This is a genomic window from Micromonospora haikouensis (assembly GCF_900091595.1).
Classification (GTDB): domain Bacteria; phylum Actinomycetota; class Actinomycetes; order Mycobacteriales; family Micromonosporaceae; genus Micromonospora; species Micromonospora haikouensis.
Map to the genome: position 1 here is coordinate 1 of NZ_FMCW01000054.1, position 19,925 is coordinate 19,925.

The 19,925-nt window shown below is 73.9% G+C and carries 21 protein-coding genes; 9 read left to right on the forward strand and 12 right to left on the reverse strand.

What is annotated here, in order from left to right; genetic code table 11:
- A partial coding sequence (rhaI, locus tag GA0070558_RS31215) for an L-rhamnose isomerase (RefSeq protein WP_091286720.1) occupies positions 1–948 on the reverse strand: 948 nt, incomplete at its 3' end.
- Positions 949–1,283: 335 nt separating this feature from the next.
- Here rhaI and GA0070558_RS34750 point away from each other — a divergent pair.
- Both GA0070558_RS34750 and GA0070558_RS34755 read left to right on the forward strand, forming a co-directional pair.
- Positions 1,284–1,991: an MFS transporter gene (locus GA0070558_RS34750; protein WP_256092231.1), complete on the forward strand. Its 708-nt coding sequence runs from the start codon at positions 1,284–1,286 to the stop codon at positions 1,989–1,991.
- Entirely contained in the window at positions 1,955–2,560 is a 606-nt protein-coding gene (locus tag GA0070558_RS34755) for an MFS transporter (RefSeq protein ID WP_256092232.1), read from the forward strand. Before GA0070558_RS34750 ends, GA0070558_RS34755 begins: the two co-directional genes overlap by 37 nt.
- Before the next feature lie 47 nt (positions 2,561–2,607).
- Here GA0070558_RS34755 and GA0070558_RS31225 read toward each other — a convergent pair whose 3' ends face one another.
- The 11 genes from GA0070558_RS31225 to GA0070558_RS31275 form a co-directional block, all read right to left on the reverse strand.
- Entirely contained in the window at positions 2,608–3,417 is an 810-nt protein-coding gene (locus tag GA0070558_RS31225; RefSeq protein ID WP_091286723.1) for a sugar phosphate isomerase/epimerase family protein, read from the reverse strand.
- Positions 3,402–4,250 (reverse strand): triose-phosphate isomerase family protein, encoded by an 849-nt coding sequence (locus GA0070558_RS31230; RefSeq protein ID WP_091286726.1) that lies wholly within the window; start codon positions 4,248–4,250, stop codon positions 3,402–3,404. Before GA0070558_RS31230 ends, GA0070558_RS31225 begins: the two co-directional genes overlap by 16 nt.
- A 4-nt stretch (positions 4,251–4,254) precedes the next feature.
- The gene (locus GA0070558_RS31235) at positions 4,255–4,728 is read right to left on the reverse strand and encodes a ribose-5-phosphate isomerase (protein ID WP_091286729.1); all 474 of its coding nucleotides are present in this window, start codon (positions 4,726–4,728) and stop codon (positions 4,255–4,257) included.
- The gene (locus GA0070558_RS31240) at positions 4,725–6,503 is read right to left on the reverse strand and encodes a dihydroxyacetone kinase family protein (RefSeq protein WP_091286732.1); all 1,779 of its coding nucleotides are present in this window, start codon (positions 6,501–6,503) and stop codon (positions 4,725–4,727) included. Before GA0070558_RS31240 ends, GA0070558_RS31235 begins: the two co-directional genes overlap by 4 nt.
- Positions 6,500–7,363, reverse strand: a complete 864-nt coding sequence (locus GA0070558_RS31245; protein WP_091286735.1) for a phosphogluconate dehydrogenase C-terminal domain-containing protein — start codon at positions 7,361–7,363, stop codon at positions 6,500–6,502. Before GA0070558_RS31245 ends, GA0070558_RS31240 begins: the two co-directional genes overlap by 4 nt.
- 157 nt (positions 7,364–7,520) lie before the next feature.
- The gene (gene aceB, locus GA0070558_RS31250) at positions 7,521–9,092 is read right to left on the reverse strand and encodes a malate synthase A (protein ID WP_091286738.1); all 1,572 of its coding nucleotides are present in this window, start codon (positions 9,090–9,092) and stop codon (positions 7,521–7,523) included.
- An 81-nt stretch (positions 9,093–9,173) separates the two neighbouring features.
- Positions 9,174–10,265: a hydroxyacid dehydrogenase gene (locus GA0070558_RS31255; RefSeq protein WP_091286741.1), complete on the reverse strand. Its 1,092-nt coding sequence runs from the start codon at positions 10,263–10,265 to the stop codon at positions 9,174–9,176.
- Positions 10,262–11,116 carry an amidohydrolase family protein gene (locus GA0070558_RS31260; protein ID WP_091286744.1) on the reverse strand — a complete coding sequence of 285 codons (855 nt, stop codon included), beginning with the start codon at positions 11,114–11,116 and terminating at the stop codon, positions 10,262–10,264. The genes GA0070558_RS31255 and GA0070558_RS31260 overlap by 4 nt, the downstream gene beginning before the upstream one ends.
- 4 nt (positions 11,117–11,120) lie before the next feature.
- Complete coding sequence (locus tag GA0070558_RS31265; protein ID WP_077939687.1) at positions 11,121–12,041, reverse strand: carbohydrate ABC transporter permease; 921 nt, start codon at positions 12,039–12,041, stop codon at positions 11,121–11,123.
- A 2-nt stretch (positions 12,042–12,043) separates the two neighbouring features.
- The gene (locus tag GA0070558_RS31270; RefSeq protein WP_077939686.1) at positions 12,044–12,928 is read right to left on the reverse strand and encodes a carbohydrate ABC transporter permease; all 885 of its coding nucleotides are present in this window, start codon (positions 12,926–12,928) and stop codon (positions 12,044–12,046) included.
- A gap of 93 nt (positions 12,929–13,021) precedes the next feature.
- Complete coding sequence (locus GA0070558_RS31275) at positions 13,022–14,356, reverse strand: ABC transporter substrate-binding protein (RefSeq protein ID WP_218107146.1); 1,335 nt, start codon at positions 14,354–14,356, stop codon at positions 13,022–13,024.
- Between the two features lie 385 nt (positions 14,357–14,741).
- Between GA0070558_RS31275 and GA0070558_RS31280 the strand changes: the two genes are divergently transcribed.
- From GA0070558_RS31280 to GA0070558_RS31310, 7 genes are read left to right on the forward strand one after another with little or no spacing between them, the layout of a single operon-like run.
- The gene (locus GA0070558_RS31280) at positions 14,742–15,680 is read left to right on the forward strand and encodes an NAD(P)-dependent oxidoreductase (RefSeq protein WP_091286750.1); all 939 of its coding nucleotides are present in this window, start codon (positions 14,742–14,744) and stop codon (positions 15,678–15,680) included.
- A gap of 40 nt (positions 15,681–15,720) precedes the next feature.
- Positions 15,721–16,497 (forward strand): SDR family NAD(P)-dependent oxidoreductase, encoded by a 777-nt coding sequence (locus tag GA0070558_RS31285; RefSeq protein ID WP_052503965.1) that lies wholly within the window; start codon positions 15,721–15,723, stop codon positions 16,495–16,497.
- A complete protein-coding gene (locus tag GA0070558_RS31290; protein ID WP_091286754.1) occupies positions 16,494–16,952 on the forward strand; it encodes a carboxymuconolactone decarboxylase family protein in 459 nt (152 codons plus the stop codon). The genes GA0070558_RS31285 and GA0070558_RS31290 overlap by 4 nt, the downstream gene beginning before the upstream one ends.
- Before the next feature lies 1 nt (position 16,953).
- Entirely contained in the window at positions 16,954–18,204 is a 1,251-nt protein-coding gene (locus GA0070558_RS31295; RefSeq protein ID WP_218107147.1) for a Tm-1-like ATP-binding domain-containing protein, read from the forward strand.
- 1 nt (position 18,205) lies between these two features.
- Positions 18,206–19,030, forward strand: coding sequence for a phosphoenolpyruvate hydrolase family protein (locus GA0070558_RS31300; protein ID WP_043968370.1), 825 nt, complete (start codon positions 18,206–18,208; stop codon positions 19,028–19,030).
- Between the two features lie 23 nt (positions 19,031–19,053).
- Positions 19,054–19,473 (forward strand): cupin domain-containing protein, encoded by a 420-nt coding sequence (locus tag GA0070558_RS31305; RefSeq protein WP_077939676.1) that lies wholly within the window; start codon positions 19,054–19,056, stop codon positions 19,471–19,473.
- Positions 19,470–19,856: a cupin domain-containing protein gene (locus tag GA0070558_RS31310; protein ID WP_043968368.1), complete on the forward strand. Its 387-nt coding sequence runs from the start codon at positions 19,470–19,472 to the stop codon at positions 19,854–19,856. The genes GA0070558_RS31305 and GA0070558_RS31310 overlap by 4 nt, the downstream gene beginning before the upstream one ends.
- The last annotated feature ends 69 nt before the right edge of the window (positions 19,857–19,925 follow it).

Here is a 19,925-nt window from a genome sequence, read left to right on the forward strand (position 1 = left end):
CGCCTTCGCGGTGGCCTCCTGCACGTTCATCACCGACCGGATGACCGCCGGGATCTTCGGCTCGATGTTGTGACACTGATCGAGCATGAACGCGACACCCGCCTCCGGACGCAGAGCGTCGCCGCGCACGATCTCGTGCATGATCCGGAACAGCTGGAACGGATCCGCCGCACCCACCATCAGATCGTCATCGGCGTAGAAGCGGGAGTTGAAGTCGAAACCGCCCAACTTCCCGGCCCGCAGCAGAACCGCCACGATGAACTCGATGTTCGTCCCCGGCGCGTGATGCCCAGTGTCGATGACCACCTGGGCCCGCTCACCGAGGGTGAGGCAGTGCGCGTAGGCGGTGCCCCAGTCCGGCACGTCCGTGGCATAGAACGCCGGCTCGAACAACTTGTACTCCACCAACATCCGCTGCCCGTCCCCGAGCCGGTCGTACGTCTCCCGCAGCGCGGCGGCGAGCCGGTCCTGCCGGGCACGCACATCATCCTGACCCGGATAGTTGATGCCATCGGAGAACCACAACTTCAAATCCCGCGAGCCGGTGGCGTCCATGACGTCCACGCACTCCAGCAGGTGGTCGATCGCCTTGCGGCGCACACCCGGGTCGGGGTTGGTCACGCTGCCCAACTTGTAGTCATCGTCCTGGAACACGTTCGCATTGACCGCACCGAGAGCCACGCCCTGCTCCTGGGCATGGCGGGCCAGATCGGCGTAGTCGTCGACCCGGTCCCACGGAATGTGCAGAGCCACGGAAGGCGCGACACCGGTGAACCGGTGCACGACGGCAGCGTCGGCGACCTTCTCGTACGGATCCCGCGGCACACCCTCCTGCGCGAACACCTTGAACCGGGTGCCGGAATTGCCGAACGCCCAAGAGGCTGTCTCGATGCGCTGGGCACGCAGCGCCTGCTCGACCCGGTCGCGGGTCGCTTCGCTCTGCGTCATGGTGCGTCTCCCGTCCGGGCGGCGAGTTGCGCCCCGGGTCTGTCCAGCCGCCGTACGGCACGTCCGACTGCCTCGCGACGCACCTGAATCGTTTCATGCGCGTCCCGAGATAGGACCGTAGGGTGCGCGCCAGCAGACGTCAAGAGCTGCGGGCGCTTTCCTCGACGGCGCAGGACCGGTCGGCCGATGCGCGCGGGCCGCCCTCGCAATCCGATCAGGACGCGACATTCCCGGCACCGAAGCCCTTCCGACCCATAGAACGTTTTAGATCGATCGGGACCGTGAGTTGCCGTATCATGTCGGGACATCCCCGGGCCGACGACTTGAAGCCGGTCGTGACTGATCGCAGCACCAGCACGACAGCGCCCCCACCGGCCCCCACCAGGCCCGCCGGCTCCAGCCGCAACGCTGCGGTCCTGGTGCTCTTCACCGCCATGACCAACCTCGCCGAGGGCGTCACCAAGGTGATCCTGCCGTTGCTGGCGACCCGGCTCACCGACTCGCCGGCGCAGATCTCCGGCGTGGCGCTGACGCTCACCCTGCCCTGGCTGCTCGTGGCGTTGCACGTCGGCGTGCTGGTCGACCGGTTCGACCGCCGACGACTGCTGTGGGCGGCGGAACTGGTCCGGCTGGCCACGATCGCCGGGCTGTTCGTCGCGGCCTCGGCGGACGCCGTCAGCCTGCCGCTGCTGTACCTGGCCGGGCTGGCCCTGGGCGTCGCCTCGGTCGTGGCGCTCACCTCCGGGGCGGCGATCGTGCCGTCGGCGGTGCCCGCCGCCGACCGCGAACGGGCCAACGCCTGGGTCGCCGGCGCCGAGACCGTCTGCAACGAGTTCTGCGGCCCGTTCGTCGGCGGCCTCCTGGTCGCGGCCGGCGTCAGCGTGGCGCTGGGTGCCACCGGCGTCACGTTCGTCATCTCGATGCTGGTGCTCGCGCTGCTGGTCGGCCGGTTCCGGCCCCGGGCCGACGACCGGCGGGCACCGTCAACCAGCAGATCGCCGCCGGGCTGCGCACGCTCTGGCAGCACCGCCTGCTGCGGGTGATGACCATGGTGGTGACCGTGCTGGCCGCCTGCTGGGGGGCGTGGCTGGCGCTGATCCCGCTGGTCGCTACCGACGTGATCAGGCTGGACGCGCGGGGCTACGGCATCCTGCTCAGCGCGCTCGGGGTCGGCGGCCTCGTCGGCGTCCTGGCCGTCGGGCCGATCAACCGGTGGCTCGGCCGGCGCTGGGCCATGTTCGCCGACATCCTCGGCACGGCCGCGATGGTGGCGGCGCCGGTGGTCAGCACCGACATGTGGGTGGTCGCCGCGGCCGCGTTCCTGGGCGGCATGGGCGGAACACTGTGGACGGTGAACTCCCGGACCATCAGCCAACGGGTGGTCCCCGAGGAGATGCTGGGCCGCTACAACGCCGCCGCCCGGCTGTTCGGCTGGGGCGCGCTGCCGGTGGGCGCCGGCCTGGTCGGCCTGCTCGCCGAGTGGTTCGGCGTCCGCGCCGCGTTCGCCGTGTTCGCGGTGGCGACCCTCGCGCTGGTGGTGCCGTTCCTGCGTACGGTCACGCCCGCCGCCCTGGCCGAGGTGCCGACCGGCCACGCCCACCACGACAGGTAGCCGAAACCGCGGTCCACCACGGTTCGCCGCCGACGCGTCGGGAGAGATCAACCGGGGTCGGCGGGGTGCGCACGGCGCAGGAACTCCACGCTGTGCCGGGTCCACTCGTCCTCGACCGCGCAGGTGCGCTCGATCGACTCCTGCCGGGGCAGCCAGTGCTCGACGATCTGGTTGATCCCGCGCTCGGCCGGCCGGACCCGCGCCACCATCGCGGCGTAGTCCAGCAGGCCGGTGCCGAGCGGGCAGCCGACCAGCGAGAAGCCCACCCACCCCGGGGCCCGGGTGAAGGCGAAGTCCTTGACGTGCAGGTTCACCACGTACGGCGCGGTGCGCTCCACGGTGGTCGCGGGCAGTTCGAGCCGGGCCACGCAGTTCGCCGGGTCGAGGCACACCCCCAGGTGCGGGTCGTCCACCCCGCGTACGACCGCGAGCAGGTCGTCGGTGGCCACCTGCTCGTAGGTCTCCAGGCCGATGGTGACGCCCCGGGCGGCGTACCCGGGCAGGGCGGCGGCGAGCAGGGCGACGGCCTCGGCGACGGTCGGGCGGTGCTCGGCGGTGTTCAGCATGGTGCGCACGAAGCCGACGTCGAGCCGGCCGGCCAGGTCCAGGTAGCGGGCCAGGTGCGGGCCGCCGACGCCCCGGGTGCCCAGCTCCAGCCGGACGCCGAGGGCGGACGCCCGGCGGCGCAGCCGCTCCAGCTCCCCGTCGGACGCCTCCTCGATCGGCGGGTAGTCGCAGATCTGGAAGACGGTCGCCCCGGCCTCGGCGGTCCGCTCGACCATGTCGGTCAGGGACAGCGGGCGCTGCGCCGCCGTCCAGCGCCAGAAGAACGAGTACGTGCTCAGGCCGATGGCCACGGCGGCTCCCCGGTGCGGGCCGGCGCGCCGCCGGCGGTGTGGGCACTGTCCCCGGTGTCGCCGGTGGGGGCGGCACCGGCGAGGGTGGCCGCCTCGTCGAGGATCGCGGCCAGGGCCGCCGGGTCGTGGGCGAACCGGCCGAGGAACAGCCCGTCGACCCGGTCGCCGAGCCGGCCGAGCAGCCCCGGTCCGGCGCTGCCGCCGTAGATCACCCGGCTGCCGGCCCGGCCCGGCTGGTCGGCGATCCAGTCGCGCAGCGGACCGGTGACGGCCCCGATGTGCTGCGGCGGGGCGGGCTCGGGCCGGCCGATCGCCCACCATGGCTCGTACGCCAGGACCACGGGGCCGGGCGGGGCGGCGGCGAGGGCGGCGCGGGCCTGGGCGACGCAGTCGGCGGCGGCCGCCGGGGCGTCGACCCGGTCGGGCTCGCCGACGCAGAGCACCGGTGTCAGGCCGTTGCGGAGCGCCGCCGTGGTCTTGGCGGCGACGACGGCGTCGTCCTCTCCGAAGAGGGTACGGCGCTCGAAGTGCCCCACCTCGGCGTAGCAGCAGCCCAGCTCGGCGAGCAGCGCGCCGCTGGTGCCGCCGGTGACCGCGCCCCGGTCGGTGTGGTGCAGGTCCTGGGCGCCGACGTGGACGCGGGTGCCGGCGAGGACGCCCCGGACCGGGGCGATCAGCGGCGTCGACGGCAGCACGAACAGCTCGACCCGTCCGGCCGCGACGGCGTCGTGGCCGCGGGCTAGTCGCGCCACGTCCGCGCACCAGCGCAGCGTCTCGCGTTGCCCGAAGTACATCTTGAGGCTGACCCCGACGGTCAGCGGCCGGTCGCGCATCGGCTCAGCACGACCCGGTCGACTCGTACGTCGACATCAGCCGGACCTTCGCCCCCGACGGCGACGAGTCGTCGAAGTCGTAGGCCAACCACTCGCGGGCCAGCCGGCGGGCCAGCTCCGGCCCGATGACGCGCTGGCCGAAGGTGAGGACCTGGGCGTTGTTGCTCAGGATGGCCCGTTCGACGGAGTAGCTGTCGTGGGCGGTGACCGCGCGGATGCCGGCGACCTTGTTGGCGGCGATGGCCACGCCCAGGCCGGTGCCGCAGACCAGCAGCGCCCGGTCGGCCCGGCCCGCCGCGACGATCTCGGCGGCGGCGATGGCGACGATCGGGTACGCGGTGTGCCCGTCCGCGTCGACGCCCACGTCGATCACCTCGGCGACCCGCTCGTGGCCGCGCAGGTCGGCCTTGAGCATCTCCTTGTACTGGTAGCCGGCGTCGTCGGCGCCGACGACGATCCGCAGCCTGCTGGCGCTCATCGCGCGGTCTCCTCTGCACGGGTGGGGGCGTCTTCTCGGGTGGGGGCGGTGGCGGCTTCTTCCCCGGTGGGCGCGACGGCCGCCAGGATCAGGGCGAGCGAGACCGCCCCCGCGTCCGGGGCGCCGACGCTGCGGTGGGCCAGGGGGCGGGCCCGACCGACGCGGGGCACCAGGTCGGCGGTGGCCCGGGCCGCCGCGTCGGCCACGGCGGCGGCCTCCCGCCAGGCGGCGGCGAGCGGCTGTCCGGCCTGCACGCGGTCGGCCAGCGTGGCGGCGAAGGGCGCGAACGCGTCGACGAGGGTCTTGTCGCCGACGGCGGCCCCGCCGACCCGGGTGACGTCGGCCAGCGCCCGGGAGACCGCACTGGTCACCCGCGCGGGGGTCGGCTCGCTCTCGTCGCCGAGGGCCACGGCCGCGCCGCGCAGGGCCACCCCCCACAGCGCGCCGGAGGTGCCGCCGCCGGCGTCGGCCCAGGCGTCCCCGGCCCGGGTCAGCGCGGTGCCGACCCCGGCGCCGGCGGCGACGGCGGCCCCGGCGGCGGCCACGGCGGCGTTGACGCCCCGGCTCATCCCGATGCCGTGGTCGCCGTCGCCGGCCAGGGCGTCGATGCGGCCCAGCTCGCCGGCGTGCGCGTCGACGGCGTCCCGCGCCGCCGCGAGCGCGCCGAGCAGACGGCGGCCGGCGGCCCGCGACGCGGGGCTCGCGGGCGGCACGGGTTCCTCCGCCTCCTCGGCGAGGACCGGCGCGGGCGGCGCGGCGGCGGTGGCCGACAGGCCGCGTCGGAAGCCGGGGGCGTCGGCCGGGGCGCACCACAGCGGGGTCAGCTCGTCGGTCAGCCAGCAGACGGTCAGCGAGACGCCGGCCATCTCGAAGCTGGTCACCAGCTCGCCGACGGCCGGGGCGACGACCTGCACACCGGCGGCGGCGAGCAGCTCGGCGACCCGCCGGTAGACGACGAACAGCTCCTCGTACTTGACGCTGCCCAGGCCGTTGAGCAGGACGGCGGCCCGCTGGCCGGCGGGGGCGTCGATCCCGGCCGGCAGTTCGGCGAGGACGGTGTCGACGAGGAGTTCGGCCAGGCCGTCGGCGCCGGGGCGGTCCCGCTCGTCGATGCCGGGCTCGCCGTGGATGCCCAGGCCGACGGCCATCCGCCCGGCGGGGACCGCGAACAGCGGGGCGGCCGCGCCGGGCAGGGTGCAGCCGGTCAGGGCGACCCCGAACGAGCGGGTCCGGGCGTTGGCCAGCCGGGCGATCCGCTCCACCTCGTCGAGGTCGAGCCCCCGGTCGGCGGCGGCAGCGGCCACCTTGAACACCACCAGTCCCCCGGCGATCCCCCGCCGCCGGTCGGCCTGCTCGGCCGGGGCGCTGGCCAGGTCGTCGGTGACGGCGACGGCGCGGCAGTCGACGCCGTCGGCCTCCAGGTGCACCCGGGCGGCGGTGAAGTTGAGGACGTCGCCGGCGTAGTTGCCGTAGGCCAGCAGGATCCCGCCGCCGCCGGACGCGGCCCGCGCCACCGACCGGACCTGCCGGGCCGACGGGGACGCGAAGACGTTGCCGACGGCCGCGCCGTGGGCGAGGCCCTCGCCGACCAGGCCGGCGAACGCCGGGTAGTGGCCACTGCCGCCGCCGACGACGACGGCGACCCGCCCCGGCGCGGGGGCCGCCGCGCGGACCACGCCGCCGCCCACCCGGCGCACCAGCCCGGGGTGGGCCGCGACGAAGCCGTCGAGGGCCTGCGCGGCGAAGCGGGCGGGGTCGTTGGACAGGCGGGTCATCGCGCCGGCCGCACCGCGTCGATGCGCAGCATCCGGGCGATGACGGAGTCCAGCTCGGCGTCGTCGAAGATGCGCTTCCAGTCGTCGCGCACGATGGTCTCCCGCCCGTAGTCCATGGCGATGAGGCACGCCTCGGAGAACGGGTTGGAGCCGCGCAGCGAGTTGCTCAGCGCCACCTGGATGTGGCCGAAGAGCATCGCCTTCGCGGCCGCCTCGGGCACGCCGACGGTGTGGACGGTCTCGTGCAGCGCGTCGCGGAGCAGGCCGCTGATCATGCAGGCGACGGTCTCGACCAGGGTCGGCTCCAGGACGGCGAGCTGCTTGACGGTGACCCAGTGCACGTCGAGCACCGGGCCGTACATGATGCGCACGACGTCCTCGACGCGCGCGCGGACGGCGTCGTCGCCGGACTCGAGCGCGGCGACGACGTCCTGGGCGGCGGCGACGCCGCCGAAGGTGTCGGCGTACTCCTCGCCGGTGGTGCGCTCCAGGAAGACCGACGGGTGGCAGGGGTGGGCGCAGGCGAGGTGGATGTCGTCACGGCGGGCGAGGACGCCGGCGTAGGCGGCGGCCGGATCGAGCGTGAGCACGACGGCGCCCGGCTTGAGCAGCGGCACGAGCTGCGCGGAGATGTCCCCGAGCAGCACGTCGGGGACGGCGAGGACGACGACGTCGCTGTCGGCGGCGGCGGTGGCCGTGTCGCTCAGCTCGCGGCCCTCGGCGGTCACCCGGGCCTGGGCCGGCGGGTGGTTCTCGCAGTAGCGGACGGTGTGGCCGCTGCGCTGGAGATTGGCCGAGATCCGCAGGCCCATCTTGCCGCCGGCGCCGACGACGGTGATGACCAGGTCCGAGGTGGACATGAGGGGCTCCTCACGAGGGTGGCAGAGGGGTTGGCGAAGGGTGGGGCCGGCGGGGGGGGCGGGTGGCCCCGGGCGGATGCCACGGGCCACGGCCGACGAAATGAAACGTTACATTAGGTGGCGCGGGACGGTCAACGGGCCGCCGCGCACCGGTGGCCTACAGCCGGTCGTACGCCACCAGGGTGAGGAATTCCGGCAGCTCGTCGGCGAGTGCGACGCGCGCGAAGACCTCCCGCGCGTCCTCCGGGCGCCCCTGTCGCCACACCTGGTCGCCGACCTCGGCGGCGATCCGCGCCATCTCCTCGGCGAGGATGCCGGCCACCAGGTCCCGCGTGACGACCCGCCCGTCGGGCAGCCGCGCGCCGTGCCGGATCCACTGCCAGACCTGGGATCGGGCGATCTCGGCCGTGGCCGCGTCCTCCATCAGGTTGTCGATCCCGGCCGCGCCCCGTCCGGTCAGCCAGAACGACAGGTATTGAAACGTCACACTGACGTTGCCCCGCAGCCCGGCCTCGGTGACCGACCCCGGGGTGGACGCCACGTCGAGCAGGTCGGCCGGGGTCGTCGTGACATCGTCGCGCCGCCGGTCGAGCTGGTTCGGCCGCTCCCCCAGCACCGCGTCGAACGCCGCGCGGGCCACCGGCACCACGTCGGGGTGGGCGACCCAGGTGCCGTCGAAGCCGTCGCCGGCCTCGCGGCGCTTGTCCGCGTCCACCGCCGCCACGGCCCGGGCGTTGGCCTCCGGGTCGCGGCGGGACGGGATGAGGGCGGCCATGCCACCCATCGCGAACGCGCCGCGCCGGTGACAGGTGGCCACCAGCAGCTCCGTGTACGCCCGCATGAACGGCACGGTCATCGTCACCGCCGTGCGGTCCGGCAGCACGAACCCCGGCCGGTCCCGGAAGGTCTTGATCATCGAGAAGATGTAGTCCCAGCGGCCGGCGTTGAGCCCGTACGAGTGCTCCCGCAGCTCGAACAGGATCTCGTCCATCTGCAGCGCCGCCGGGAACGTCTCGATCAGCACCGTGGCCCGGATGCTGCCCCGGGGCACCCCGAGCGCGTCCTGGGCGTGGAGGAACACGTCGTTCCACAGCCGCGCCTCCAGGTGGTGCTCCAGCTTCGGCAGGTAGAGGTACGGTGCGCTGCCCCGCTCCAGCAGCCGGCGGGCGTTGTGGAAGGCGAACAGCCCGAAGTCCATCAGCGCCCCGGCGACGGGGACGCCGTCGACCAGCAGGTGCTTGTCGACCAGGTGCCAGCCGCGCGGGCGGACCAGCAGGGTGGCCGGCGAGTCGACCAGCCGGTACCGCCGGCCGTCGGAGGCGTCGTGGGTGATCGTCCGGTCGATCGCGTCGGTCAGGTTGAGGTGGCCCTCGACCTGGTTGCGCCAGGTCGGGCTGTTGGCGTCCTCGAAGTCGGCCATGAAGCCGCGGGCCCCCGAGTTGAGGGCGTTGATCACCATCTTGCGGTCCGTGGGGCCGGTGATCTCGACGCGGCGGTCGGCGTAGTCGGGGCGGGGCGGGGCGACCCGCCAGTCGCCGGCCCGCACGTCGGCGGTCTCCGGCAGGAAGCCGGTCGGCGCGGGTCGGGCGGCGCGGTCGGCCAGCAGCTCCCGCCGGCGCGGGTCGAAGCGGCGGTGCAGCCCGGCCACGAAGTCCAGGGCGGCAGGGCTGAGCACCTCGGCCCGCGCGCGCTCGCTCAGCGGCGGCGCGGCGGAGTAGGAAACGGTCACGGTGGCTCCAGTCTCGGCAGCGGCCGGGGCCGCTGGCCCGGCGCTCGGCCGCCGAGGCCGCTGACGCCCGGCCGGGGCGGTTCAGTCGGGTTCGCGGGGGACCAGTTCGTGGCGGGGGTGGTGGCCGCGGATCACGCGGATCACCTCGTCCACCATCAGGTCGAAGAAGCGCGGCTCGCTGGCGGCGGTGACCCCGGCGATGTGCGGGCTGAGGAAGACGTTGGGCAGGGCGCGGACGGGGTGCCCGGCCGGGATCGGCTCCGGGTCGAAGACGTCGAGGCAGGCGACGATGTCGCCGGTCGCGAGCCGGTCGAGGAGCGCGGCCGAGTCGACGACCGCGCCCCGGGACACGTTGACGAAGACCGCGCCGGGCCTGAGCAGGGCGATCTCGCGGGCGCCGAGCAGGCCCCGGGTGGCGCTGGTCAGGGGCGCCAGGCAGACCACCACGTCGGACCCGGAGAGCACGCCGTCGAGGCTGGTCAGGGTGAGGTCGTAGACGTCGGCGAGCACCCGGGGCGCGTACGGGTCGTGGGCGAGGACGTCCACGCCGAAGGGCGCGAGGAGTTCCAGCAGCCGCCGGCCGATGTGGCCGAGCGCGATGATGCCGACCGTCCGGCCGGTCAGCTCGCCGTTGCGGTAGCCGGGGTCGTCGAGGAACACGCCGCGGTCGGGCCAGAGCACCTCGTCGGCGACGAGGCGGCGGAACAGCGCCCCGGCGTTGCGCAGGCCGACGAGCATCAGCGCGAGCGCCCACTCGGCCACCGGGTCGGAGGAGCCGTTGGTGGTGTCCACCGCCCAGACCCCCCGGGCGCGGGCGGCGGCGACGTCGACGCGGTGGGCGAAGCGGTCGCCGTGGGTGTCGCCGACGAGACGCAGCCGGGGCGCGGCGGCCAGCACCTCGTCGGTGACCCGGGGGCAGCCGTGGCTGACGACCAGCGCGTCGAGGTCGGCCACGAAGGCGGTCAGCCGGGCGACGGTCGCCGGGTCCGTCGGCGGCGGCGCGGTGGAGCGGTCCGGTCCGTCGAACTCCAGCCAGGCCACGTCGGCGACCCCGGCGAGGCGGGCCAGCGCGGCCTCGGTGACGAAGCGTTCCCGGGTCGCCCGGTTGCACGCGACGCCCACCCGCGGGCGGGGCGGCGGGGTCACGTGCGGGCGGGGCGGCGGCGGGGTCATGCGCGGACTCCTTCCGGGTCGCCGAGCAGCCCGGCGAGGGTGCCGCCGAGGACCAGCGGCAGGTCGGCCGGCGCGATGAAGTCGCAGTGCCGCCGCACCGCCTCCAGCGACTGCCGGTACGTCATCGCCGCGCCGGAGGCCGGGTGGTCCGAGCCCCACACCAGGCGCCGGGGGCCCCACGTCTCGTAGTACGCCCGGACGACGTCCAACGCCGCCCGGTGCGGCACGTTCCAGGGGTCGGCCGCGCCGTACTGGAGGCCGGAGACCTTGACGATCAGGTTGGCGGGGGCGGCCGGGTCGAGCACCCGGGCCAGGGCGTCGGCGACGCCGCCGGGCCAGGCCGGCACCAGGGCCAGGTGGTTGCACAGGATGGGCAGGCCGGGCACGGTCGCGGCGAGCGCGCGCAGGTCGGCGTGCCAGGCCGGCCCGGCGGCCAGCCCCATGAGCAGTCCCCTGCGCTCGGCGGCGGCGAACAGCGCCCGGGCGTCCGCCGAGCGCAGCCACCCGTCGTTGTCGGGGCCGAGGTAGTGGCTGATCCCGGCGAGCGGGTACCGGTCGGCGAGCGCGGCGAGCCGGTCGGCGGCCCCGGCCGTGTGGTGCCGGGGGCTCCACCGGCTGTCCAGGTCGGCGAAGTGGTGGAGCCGCCCGGGGTGCCGGGCCACCGCCGCCGCGACGTAGTCGTTGTTGTCGGCGTTGCGGTCGATCTCGGCGGCCACCACGACCGCCCGGTCCACCCCGGCGGCGGCCATGTCGTGCAGCAGCACCTCGACCCCGCCCCGGGTGGCGTCGTCCGGCACGGGCGGCCGGTACGGCCAGCGCGGCCAGGCGTGGGTGTGCGCGTCGATGATCACCGGTTCAGCCCTTCAGCGACCCGGCCGCCAGGCCCTTCATGATCTGCTTGTTGATGAACACGTAGACGACCAGGATGCCGAGCACGGTGGTGCAGATGCCGGCGAAGAGCGGGCCGTAGAGGGTCGAGCCGTACTCGCCGTTGAAGTTGAGCAGGCCCACCTGGATGGTGCTCAGCTCCTTGCTGGTGTTGAAGGTCAACGCGATGAGCAGGTCGTTCCAGACGGAGAAGAACATCAGCAGGCCGAGGGTGAGCAGGCCGTTGCGGACCATCGGCAGGCCGACGGAGAAGAACGCCCGGAACACCCCGGCCCCGTCCAGCGTCGAGGCCTCGAACAGCTCCCGGGGCACGGCCCGGAAGTAGGCCGCCATCAGGAACACCGTCAGCGGCAGGCCGTGCCCGACGTAGGTGAGGATGAGCGGCAGCAGCGAGTCGGTGAGGCCGAGGCGGAAGTAGATCGTGAACAGCGGCAGCAGGATCAGCTGCAGCGGCAGCATCATCCCGCCGACGATGAGCAGCAGGACGGTGTTGCGCCCCTTCCAGACCATCACCTCCAGGGCGAACCCGGCCGCCGCGCCGAGGGCGAGGATGAAGAACAGCGACGGCAGGGTCACCAGCAGGCTGTTGCGGATGACGGTGCCGATGCCGCCGAGTTCCCACGCGTCGACGTAGTTCTGGAAGTTCAGCTCGCGGGGCAGCGACCACAGCGGCTCGGTGATGAACTCGTTCTCGGTCTTCAGCGAGCTGGCGAACATCCAGAACAGCGGGTAGATGGTGATCACCAGCAGGACGGCGATCACCAGGCCGGTCCAGGCGCGATTGCCCACCCGACGCCAGTTGACGCCGCGGCGGCGCGACGGCGCGGGTGGGGCAGGTGCGGTCGCGCGGGTCGCCACCGGCGCGGAGAGGTCCGTACGTGTCGCCATGGTCAGCCCTTGGTGAGGTCTCGTCGGGAGGAGCGGAACAGGAAGAGCGTGACGGTCAGGCAGATGGTGGTGATCAGGATCGCCAGGGTGCTGCCGTAGCCGTAGTCGCTGTAGAAGAACGAGGTCTGGAACATGTAGAGGTTCAGCGGGGTGGTCGACGTCCCGGGGCCGCCGTTGGTCAGCGCCACCACGGAGTCGAAGACCTTCAGCGAGGAGTTCAGGCTGAAGATGATCGACGAGATCAGCACCGGCAGCGCCAGCGGCAGCACGATGTGCCGCAGCAGCCGCCAGCCGACCGCCCCGTCGAGCCGCGCGGACTCCAGGACCTCGCCGGGAATGTCGAGCAGGCCGGTGTAGAGCAGCACCGCGTAGAAACCCATGGTGCGCCACAGGTCCATCAGGATGATGACCCAGAACGCCTTGCTGCCGGTGGAGAACCAGTCGGTCGCCCCGAACCCCAGGAGGTCGAGCAGGCTGTTGGCCGGGCCGGTCTGCGGCGCGATGGCGAACATCTTGGAGAACAGCAGGCCGACCGCGACGGTGGGCAGCACCACCGGGAAGAAGACCAGGGTACGGATGAGCGCGGAGGCCCGGCGCAGCACGAAGACGTAGAACAGGGCCAGCGCCAGGCCGAGCAGGATCTGCCCGACCGTGATGACCAGGGCGTAGGTCACGGTGAACCGCAGCGAGGTCGGGACGATCGGGTCGTCCAGCAGCTTGCGGAAGTTGTCGAGCCCGACCGGGCGGAAGCCCTCGATCACGTTGCCGGTGGAGAAGGCGTAGAACAGCGACCACACCGACGGCACCAGCATGATCGCCGTGTACATGAACAACGCGGGCCCGAGCAGGATCGCGATGGCCTTTTTGTCACCGAATACTCGGTCCATTGATTACCCGTCCCAACCAAGGATGCCTGACCGGTTGGGCCGTCCACCGGGCGGCGGCTACCCGCCGCCGCCCGGTGGACCGGCCCGCCGGAACTACTGTGCCGCGGAGAGGTCGTTCTGGAGCAGGCTCATGTACTGCTCCGGCTTCATGGCGCCGGTGAGCAGCGGGGCGGCGTTGGCGCTGGCGTCGCCGGTCGCCTTGGTGTTGAACAGGGCCTCGAACCACAGGACGGTGGAGGTGCTGGCGTCGATGCGCTTCTGCAGGTCCTGGGTCAGCGGCGGGACGTTGGCCACCGGCTTGCCCATCTTGAAGCCGGAGAAGGCGCCCTGGGTCTCCATCAGCCCGCTGGCGTAGTTCTCGGCGATGCACTTGAGCCAGCCGCCGACCTCGGGGCTGTACTGCTTGGCGGAGATCGCCGTCGGCGCGCCGACGTTGGCCGGGTACTGGTCGATCGAGCCGCTGCCGCCGGGGACGGCGGGGACGGGCATGAACCCGATCGCGTCGCCGAGGGGGTTCTTCTTCGGGTCGTTGATGCTGGCCAGCAGCCAGCTGCCCATGTACATCATGGCGGCCTTGCCGTTGAGCAGGTTGGCCGTGGCGGTGTCGTAGTCGACGGAGGTGACCCCGTCGACGAAGTAGCCGGCCTTGCCGAGGTCGGCGACCGCCTGGGCGGCCCGGACGTACTCGGGGTCGGTCAGCTTGGCCTGCCCGTCGGCGACCTTCTTCAGCGCGTCGGGGCCCAGGTCGCGCAGGATGTACGCGCCGACCCAGCGGCTGATCGTCCAGCCGGTCTTGCCCGAGGCGGTGAACGGGGTGATCTTGGCGGCCTTCAGCTTCGCGGCGGCGGCGAGCAGCTCGTCCCAGGTGGCGGGGACGGCGATGCCCTGCTCCTCGAAGATCTTCTTGTTGTAGAAGATGCCCTCGATGTTGTACTGGAACGGGATGGTCGGGTACACGCCACCGCCGTAGAGCTTGTCGATCGTGTCGGACGCGGCCGGGGTGAGCTTGTCGGCGACGCCGAGGTCGGTCAGCGCCTTCTTGACGTCGACGAGCTGACCGGACTTCTGCAGCGCCCCGTCCTTGTTGATCAGGGCGTTGCCCCCGGCGAACAGCACCGGGAGCGCGTCCTGGCCGGCGAGGAGCTGCACCTTCTGCTGCATGTTGCTGCTGGGGGTCTGCTCGATCTTGAGCGGCAGCGCGTCGTTCTGGGCCTTGCACTCGCCGGCGGCGAGCCGGTTGAGCTCGGCGGGGATCTGGGTGTTCTCGGTGGTGAACAGCGCCGAGAACGCGGTGGGCTTGGAGGCGGAACCGGACTTGGTGCCGGTGCCTGCCGCACTGCATCCCGAAACCAGCAGGGCGGCGGCGCTGACAGCCGCTACTGTGCGTAGTGTGGGGTGCGTGCGAGCGGCTCGCCAGGTTCTGATCACGGGTGCTCCTCGGGGGCAGGGATGGTCGTGCGAAGCAACGCGCATAGCCGGCCGGCCTTTAAATCGTTTCAACGGACGGATGCTACCTGCGTCACATCCGCAGTGTCAACAGGCTGTTTCCCGCTTGTAACGCGGCCCGGCCGCCACCCCAGCTCCGCCGGTCGGCGGGGCGACAGCGACACGGAGCAGGGCGGAATGCGCGCACGCCGGACAGGCAGCGGGACGCGCGCCGGCAGACGGGCTTGCCAGCACCGCTCTGAAACGTTATACATGCAGGGCCCTCGCCGCCCGCCGCCGTCGGCCTCGTCCCGTCCCGGGGCCACGAGGAGCAGCCGCGCGCCGTCCGGGCGCGCCTGCCCGCCACCGACCACGGAGTGCAGATGCCATGACCGACAGTGACGGCGACGCGGGCGTCTGCGTCCTCGTGCCCGACGAGCAGGGCGCGGCGGCGCTGGCGGCGTACCCACTGCTGCGCCCGCAGCTGCTCGGGCCCGGCGGCGAGCCGACGGCCGGGCAGCGCGACCACGCCGTCGTCCTCGTGCACGGCTTCCACCCGGTGGAGCGCACCCTCGCCCTGCTTCCCCGGCTCCCCCGCGTCCGGCTCGTGCAGACCCTCAACGCCGGCTACGACGGCTGGATCGGCCGGCTGCCGCCCGGCGTGGGCCTGTCCAACGCCCGTGGCGCGCACGGCGCGGCCGTGGCCGAGTGGGTCGTCGCGGTGCTGCTCGCGCACCACCGGGAGCTGGCCTTCTTCGCCGAGGCGCAGCGCCGGCGGCGCTGGGAGCGCCGGACCGGCCGGTCGCTGGCCGGCAGCCGGGTGGCGGTCCTCGGCGCCGGTGACATCGGCCGGCACGTCGCGGGCCTGCTGCGCCCCTTCGGCTGCGAGGTGACCCTGGTCGGGCGGCGCGCCCGCGCGGGAGTCCTGTCGGCCGCCGGGTTCGCCGCCGTCGCGGCCGAGCAGGACGTCGTCGTCCTCGCGCTGCCGGCCGGCCCGGACACCGACCGGACCGCCGACGCGCGGTTCCTCGCCGGGCTGCGCGACGGCGCGGTGCTGGTCAACGCGGGCCGGGGCACCCTGGTCGACACCGACGCGCTGCTGCGCGAGACCGGCGGCGGCCGGTTGCACGCGATCCTGGACGTCACCGACCCCGAGCCACTGCCGCCCGACCACCCGCTGTGGGACGCGCCGAACGTCACCCTCACCCCGCACGTCGCCGGGGTGACCGAGGGGATCTCGGCGCGCGCCTGGGCCGTGGCCGCCGCGCAGATCGACCTGTTCGCCCACGGTCGGCGACCCGACAACCTGGTCATCGACCCCACCTGAGCCAACCGGACACCTCCACCCGAAGGGAACCTCCCGCGACATGACAGCCCCACCCGCGCCGTCGGCCCGCCCGCTGGCCGGCCGCCGCGCCGTCGTCACCGGCTCCGGCGGCGCCCTCGGCCGCCGCATCTGCCGGGCCCTCGCCGACCAGGGCGCCGCCGTGGCCGGCCTGGACATCTCCGCCGACGCCGCCGCAGCCACCACCGCCGACCTCACCGCCCGGGGGGCCACCGCCCGGCACGACGCGGTCGACCTGCTCGACTTCGCCGCCGTCGTCGCGGCGGCCGACCGCACCGCCGCCGAGTGGGGCGGCATCGACATCCTGGTCAACACCGCCGGGGGCGGCCTGGTCCGGCCGTTCGCCGAGCTGACGCTCGACGAGTGGCAGACCCAGCTCGACCGCAACCTCACCAGCGTGTTCACCTCCACGCGGGCGGTCCTGCCGCACATGCTGCCCGGCGGCTGGGGGCGGATCGTGTCGCTGTCGTCCATCGCCGCCGTGCGCGGCGGCCGGCTGGTGCGCAACGCCACGGCGTACGCGGCGGCCAAGGCCGGGGTGATCGGCCTGACCAAGGCGCTGGCCATCGAGCTGGCCGAGACCGGCATCACCGTCAACGCCATCGCCCCCGGGGCGCAGGCCACCCCGGGCCGGGACCGGGACACCCCGCAGCGCCGCGAGGAGCTGCTCGCCCAGATCCCCACCCGCACCCTCGGCCAACCCGACGACCTGGCCGCCTCGGTGGTCTTCCTGTGCCAGGAGTCGGCCGCGTACATCACCGGCGTCACCCTCGCCCAGGACGGAGGGCACTCGATTTGACCACGGAACCGACCGGGACGCCCGAGGCCGGACAGAGCCGGCTCGACCGGGGACGGCGGGCGTTCAACGAGATCTACGGGCCGGGCGCGGCCGACGTGTTCCTGCAGCGCCGCTCCGGCCTCGGCGCCGACCTGGCCCGCTTCGGGCTGGAGTTCAACTTCGGCGACGTCAACTCCCGGCCCGGCCTCGACCTGGCCCGCCGGGAGATCGCCACCCTCGCCGTGCTCATCGGCATGGGCGGCGCGGACCCGCAGATCGCCGGGCACACCAAGGCCGCGCTGCGGGTCGGCCTCACCCCCGCCGAGATCGTCGAGGTGGTGATCCACTGCGTGCAGTTCGTCGGGTTCCCCCGGGCGATCAACGCGCTCGCGGTGGTCCGCGCCGCGCTCGCCGACGCCGGGGTCGACGTCGACGACCCCGACCCGCCCGCCCCACCGCTGCCCGAAGGGAACTGACATGTCCACCGCCCCGAAGGAGGCCGGCATGCCCACCGTCGTCCTCGTCGGCACCCTCGACACCAAGGGCCCCGACTACGCGTACCTGGCCGAGCGGCTGCGCGCCCTCGGCGTCGACGTCCTCGTCGTGGACGCCGGCACCGCCGCGCCGCGCGGCCTCACCCCGGACGTCACCGCCGACGAGGTCGCCGGGGCGGCCGGCACCACCGTCGCCGAGCTGGTCTCGGCGGGCGACCGGGGCGCGGCGGTCACCGCGATGGGCCGGGGCGCGGCGGCGGTCGTCGGCCGGCTGGTCGCCGCGGGCCGGGTCGACGGCGTACTCGCCGCCGGCGGCTCCGGCGGGTCGTCGATCGCGGCGGCGGTGCTGGCCGCCTGCCCGGTCGGGCTGCCGAAGCTGCTGGTGTCGACCATGGCCTCCGGCGACGTCTCCCCGTACGTCGGGGCCAAGGACGTCACGATCATGTATTCGGTCGTCGACGTCGCCGGGGTCAACCGGATCTCCCGGCTCGTGCTCGGCAACGCCGCCGCGGCGATGGCCGGCATGGCCCGCGACCGGTCCCGCGCCGACACCGCCACCGACGCCCGGCCGATCGTCGCGGCCAGCATGTTCGGCGTCACCACCCCCGCCGTCGAGGCCGCCAAGGCCCGGCTGGAGGAGCTGGGGTACGAGGTGCTGGTCTTCCACGCCACCGGCGCCGGGGGCCGGGCCCTGGAGGGGCTGGCCCAGGCCGGACTGCTCGCCGGGGTGCTGGACCTGACCACCACCGAGCTGGCCGACGACCTGGTGGGCGGGGTGCTCACCGCCGGCCCGGACCGGCTCACCGCCGCCGGGGCGGCCGGCGTGCCGCAGGTGATCGCTCCCGGCGCGCTGGACATGGTCAACTTCGGGCCGGTCGACACCGTGCCGGAGCGCTTCGCCGACCGGCTGTTCTTCGTGCACAACCCGACCGTGACCCTGATGCGTACCACCGCCGACGAGATGGCCGAGCTGGGCCGGCGGATCGGCGCGAAGGCCGCCGCCGCGACCGGCCCGACCGAGGTGTTCTGGCCCGACGGTGGGGTGAGCGCGCTGGACGCCCCCGGTCAGCCGTTCGCCGACCCGGCGGCCGACACGGCGTGCCGCGACGCCCTCGCGGCGGCCCTCGCGGCGCACGGCCGGACGCTGCACCGCGTCGACGCGCACGTCAACGCGCCGGAGTTCGCGTCGGCGATGGCCGACACCCTGCACCGGCTGATCCAGAAGGGAGCCTGAGATGGAACGCGCGGAGGCGCTGCGGCGGCTGCGGGAACAGGCAGCCGCCGGCCGGCCGATCGTCGGCGCGGGCGCCGGCACCGGCCTGTCGGCCAAGTGCGCCGAGGCCGGCGGGGCCGACCTGATCATCATCTACAACTCGGGCCGCTACCGGATGGCCGGGCGCGGCTCGCTCGCCGGCCTGCTGCCCTACGGCGACGCGAACGCGATCGTGGTCGAGATGGCGGCCGAGGTGCTGCCGGTCGTGCGGGACACCCCGGTGCTCGCGGGCGTCTGCGGCACCGACCCGTTCCGGCTGATGCCCCGGTTCCTCGACGAGCTGGCCGCGATCGGCTTCACCGGGGTGCAGAACTTCCCCACCGTCGGCCTCATCGACGGGGTGTTCGGGCAGAACCTCGCCGAGACCGGGATGGGCTTCGACCTGGAGGTCGAGATGATCCGGCTGGCCGCCGAACGCGGCCTGCTCACCTGCCCGTACGTCTTCGACCCCGAGCAGGCGGCGGCCATGACGGCGGCCGGGGCGGACGTGCTGGTGCCGCACATGGGGCTGACCACGTCCGGCACCATCGGCGCGCGGACCGCGCTGACCCTCGACGAGTCGGTCGAGCGGATCCAGGCCATGCGCGACGCCGCCGTGGCGGTGAACCCGGACGTGCTGGTGCTCTGCCACGGCGGCCCGATCGCCGAGCCGGACGACGCCGCGTACGTGCTGGCCCACACCACCGGCGTGGTCGGCTTCTTCGGCGCCTCGTCGATGGAACGCCTGCCGGTGGAGCGCGCCCTGACCGCCCAGGTCCGCGCCTTCAAGTCCCTGCCCACCTCCTGAGCCACCCCCGATCGGAGACCCCCATGCCACCCACCCACATCCCCGCGCACGACGTGGAGACCTTCAGCTTCGACTGGGGCACCATGAAGTGGTTCGTCTCGCCGGTGACCATCCCCGGGGCCGTCAACTCCCAGGGCGAGGTCATCATCAACCCGGGGCAGGGCCACGGCCGGCACCTGCACGCCGGCGCGGACGAGCTGATCTACGTGGTGTCCGGGGCGGGGGTGCAGACCGTCGGCGACGACGAGTTCGCCATCGCCGAGGGCGACATGGTCTACATCCCCCGCGACACCCTGCACTCGACGATGAACTCCACCTGGCGCACGCTGCGGCTGCTGGTGACGTACACGCCGGGCGGCGAGGAGCAGGCGCTGACCGGGCTGCCCGACTTCTGCCGCCACCCGGCGGGTGAGGTCGTGGCCTGGCAGCGGCCGGGCGCGTGAGCGTCCTGCGGCTGGGCGCCGGCCAGCGGTGGACCGTCGACGGGCCGGCCTGGAGCGACCTGTCGGCGGTCGGCTGGTTCAGCCTGGAGCGGGCCGGCTTCCGGTTCGACCGGCACCACCACTCCTGCCCGGAGTACTGGGCGGTCGTCGAGGGCCGGGCCCGCGTCGCCGTCGGGGCGCAGGAGTACGACGTCGCCCCCGGTGACCTGGTCTGCACGCCGGCCGGGGTGGAGCACGACATCCTGCGCGCGTACACCGACGACCTGCGGCTGTTCTTCTTCGTCGCGGCCGTGCCCGAGGGCGAGCCGGCCGGGCACCTGCACCGGGAGCCGGAGTTCGCCCTGGGCCACGACGTCGGGCGACCTGGACCGCCGGCCGGCTGACCGGTCGCCACGACGATCGGGGCGGGGACCCTGCACGGGTCCCCGCCCCGATTCGTCTCCGGCAGCGGG

Bases quoted from the DNA above. Each gene is read 5' to 3' on its own strand.
- GA0070558_RS31230 (WP_091286726.1), bottom strand. From the start codon at position 4,250: ATGCGCGACCGGCCGCTGACCGTCGGGGTCAGCCTCAAGATGTACTTC.
- GA0070558_RS31235 (WP_091286729.1), bottom strand. From the start codon at position 4,728: ATGAGCGCCAGCAGGCTGCGGATCGTCGTCGGCGCCGACGACGCCGGC.
- GA0070558_RS31240 (WP_091286732.1), bottom strand. From the start codon at position 6,503: ATGACCCGCCTGTCCAACGACCCCGCCCGCTTCGCCGCGCAGGCCCTC.
- GA0070558_RS31245 (WP_091286735.1), bottom strand. From the start codon at position 7,363: ATGTCCACCTCGGACCTGGTCATCACCGTCGTCGGCGCCGGCGGCAAG.
- GA0070558_RS31255 (WP_091286741.1), bottom strand. From the start codon at position 10,265: ATGACCCCGCCGCCGCCCCGCCCGCACGTGACCCCGCCGCCCCGCCCG.
- GA0070558_RS31265 (WP_077939687.1), bottom strand. From the start codon at position 12,041: ATGGCGACACGTACGGACCTCTCCGCGCCGGTGGCGACCCGCGCGACC.
- GA0070558_RS31270 (WP_077939686.1), bottom strand. From the start codon at position 12,928: ATGGACCGAGTATTCGGTGACAAAAAGGCCATCGCGATCCTGCTCGGG.
- GA0070558_RS31280 (WP_091286750.1), top strand. From the start codon at position 14,742: ATGACCGACAGTGACGGCGACGCGGGCGTCTGCGTCCTCGTGCCCGAC.
- GA0070558_RS31285 (WP_052503965.1), top strand. From the start codon at position 15,721: ATGACAGCCCCACCCGCGCCGTCGGCCCGCCCGCTGGCCGGCCGCCGC.
- GA0070558_RS31295 (WP_218107147.1), top strand. From the start codon at position 16,954: ATGTCCACCGCCCCGAAGGAGGCCGGCATGCCCACCGTCGTCCTCGTC.
- GA0070558_RS31300 (WP_043968370.1), top strand. From the start codon at position 18,206: ATGGAACGCGCGGAGGCGCTGCGGCGGCTGCGGGAACAGGCAGCCGCC.
- GA0070558_RS31305 (WP_077939676.1), top strand. From the start codon at position 19,054: ATGCCACCCACCCACATCCCCGCGCACGACGTGGAGACCTTCAGCTTC.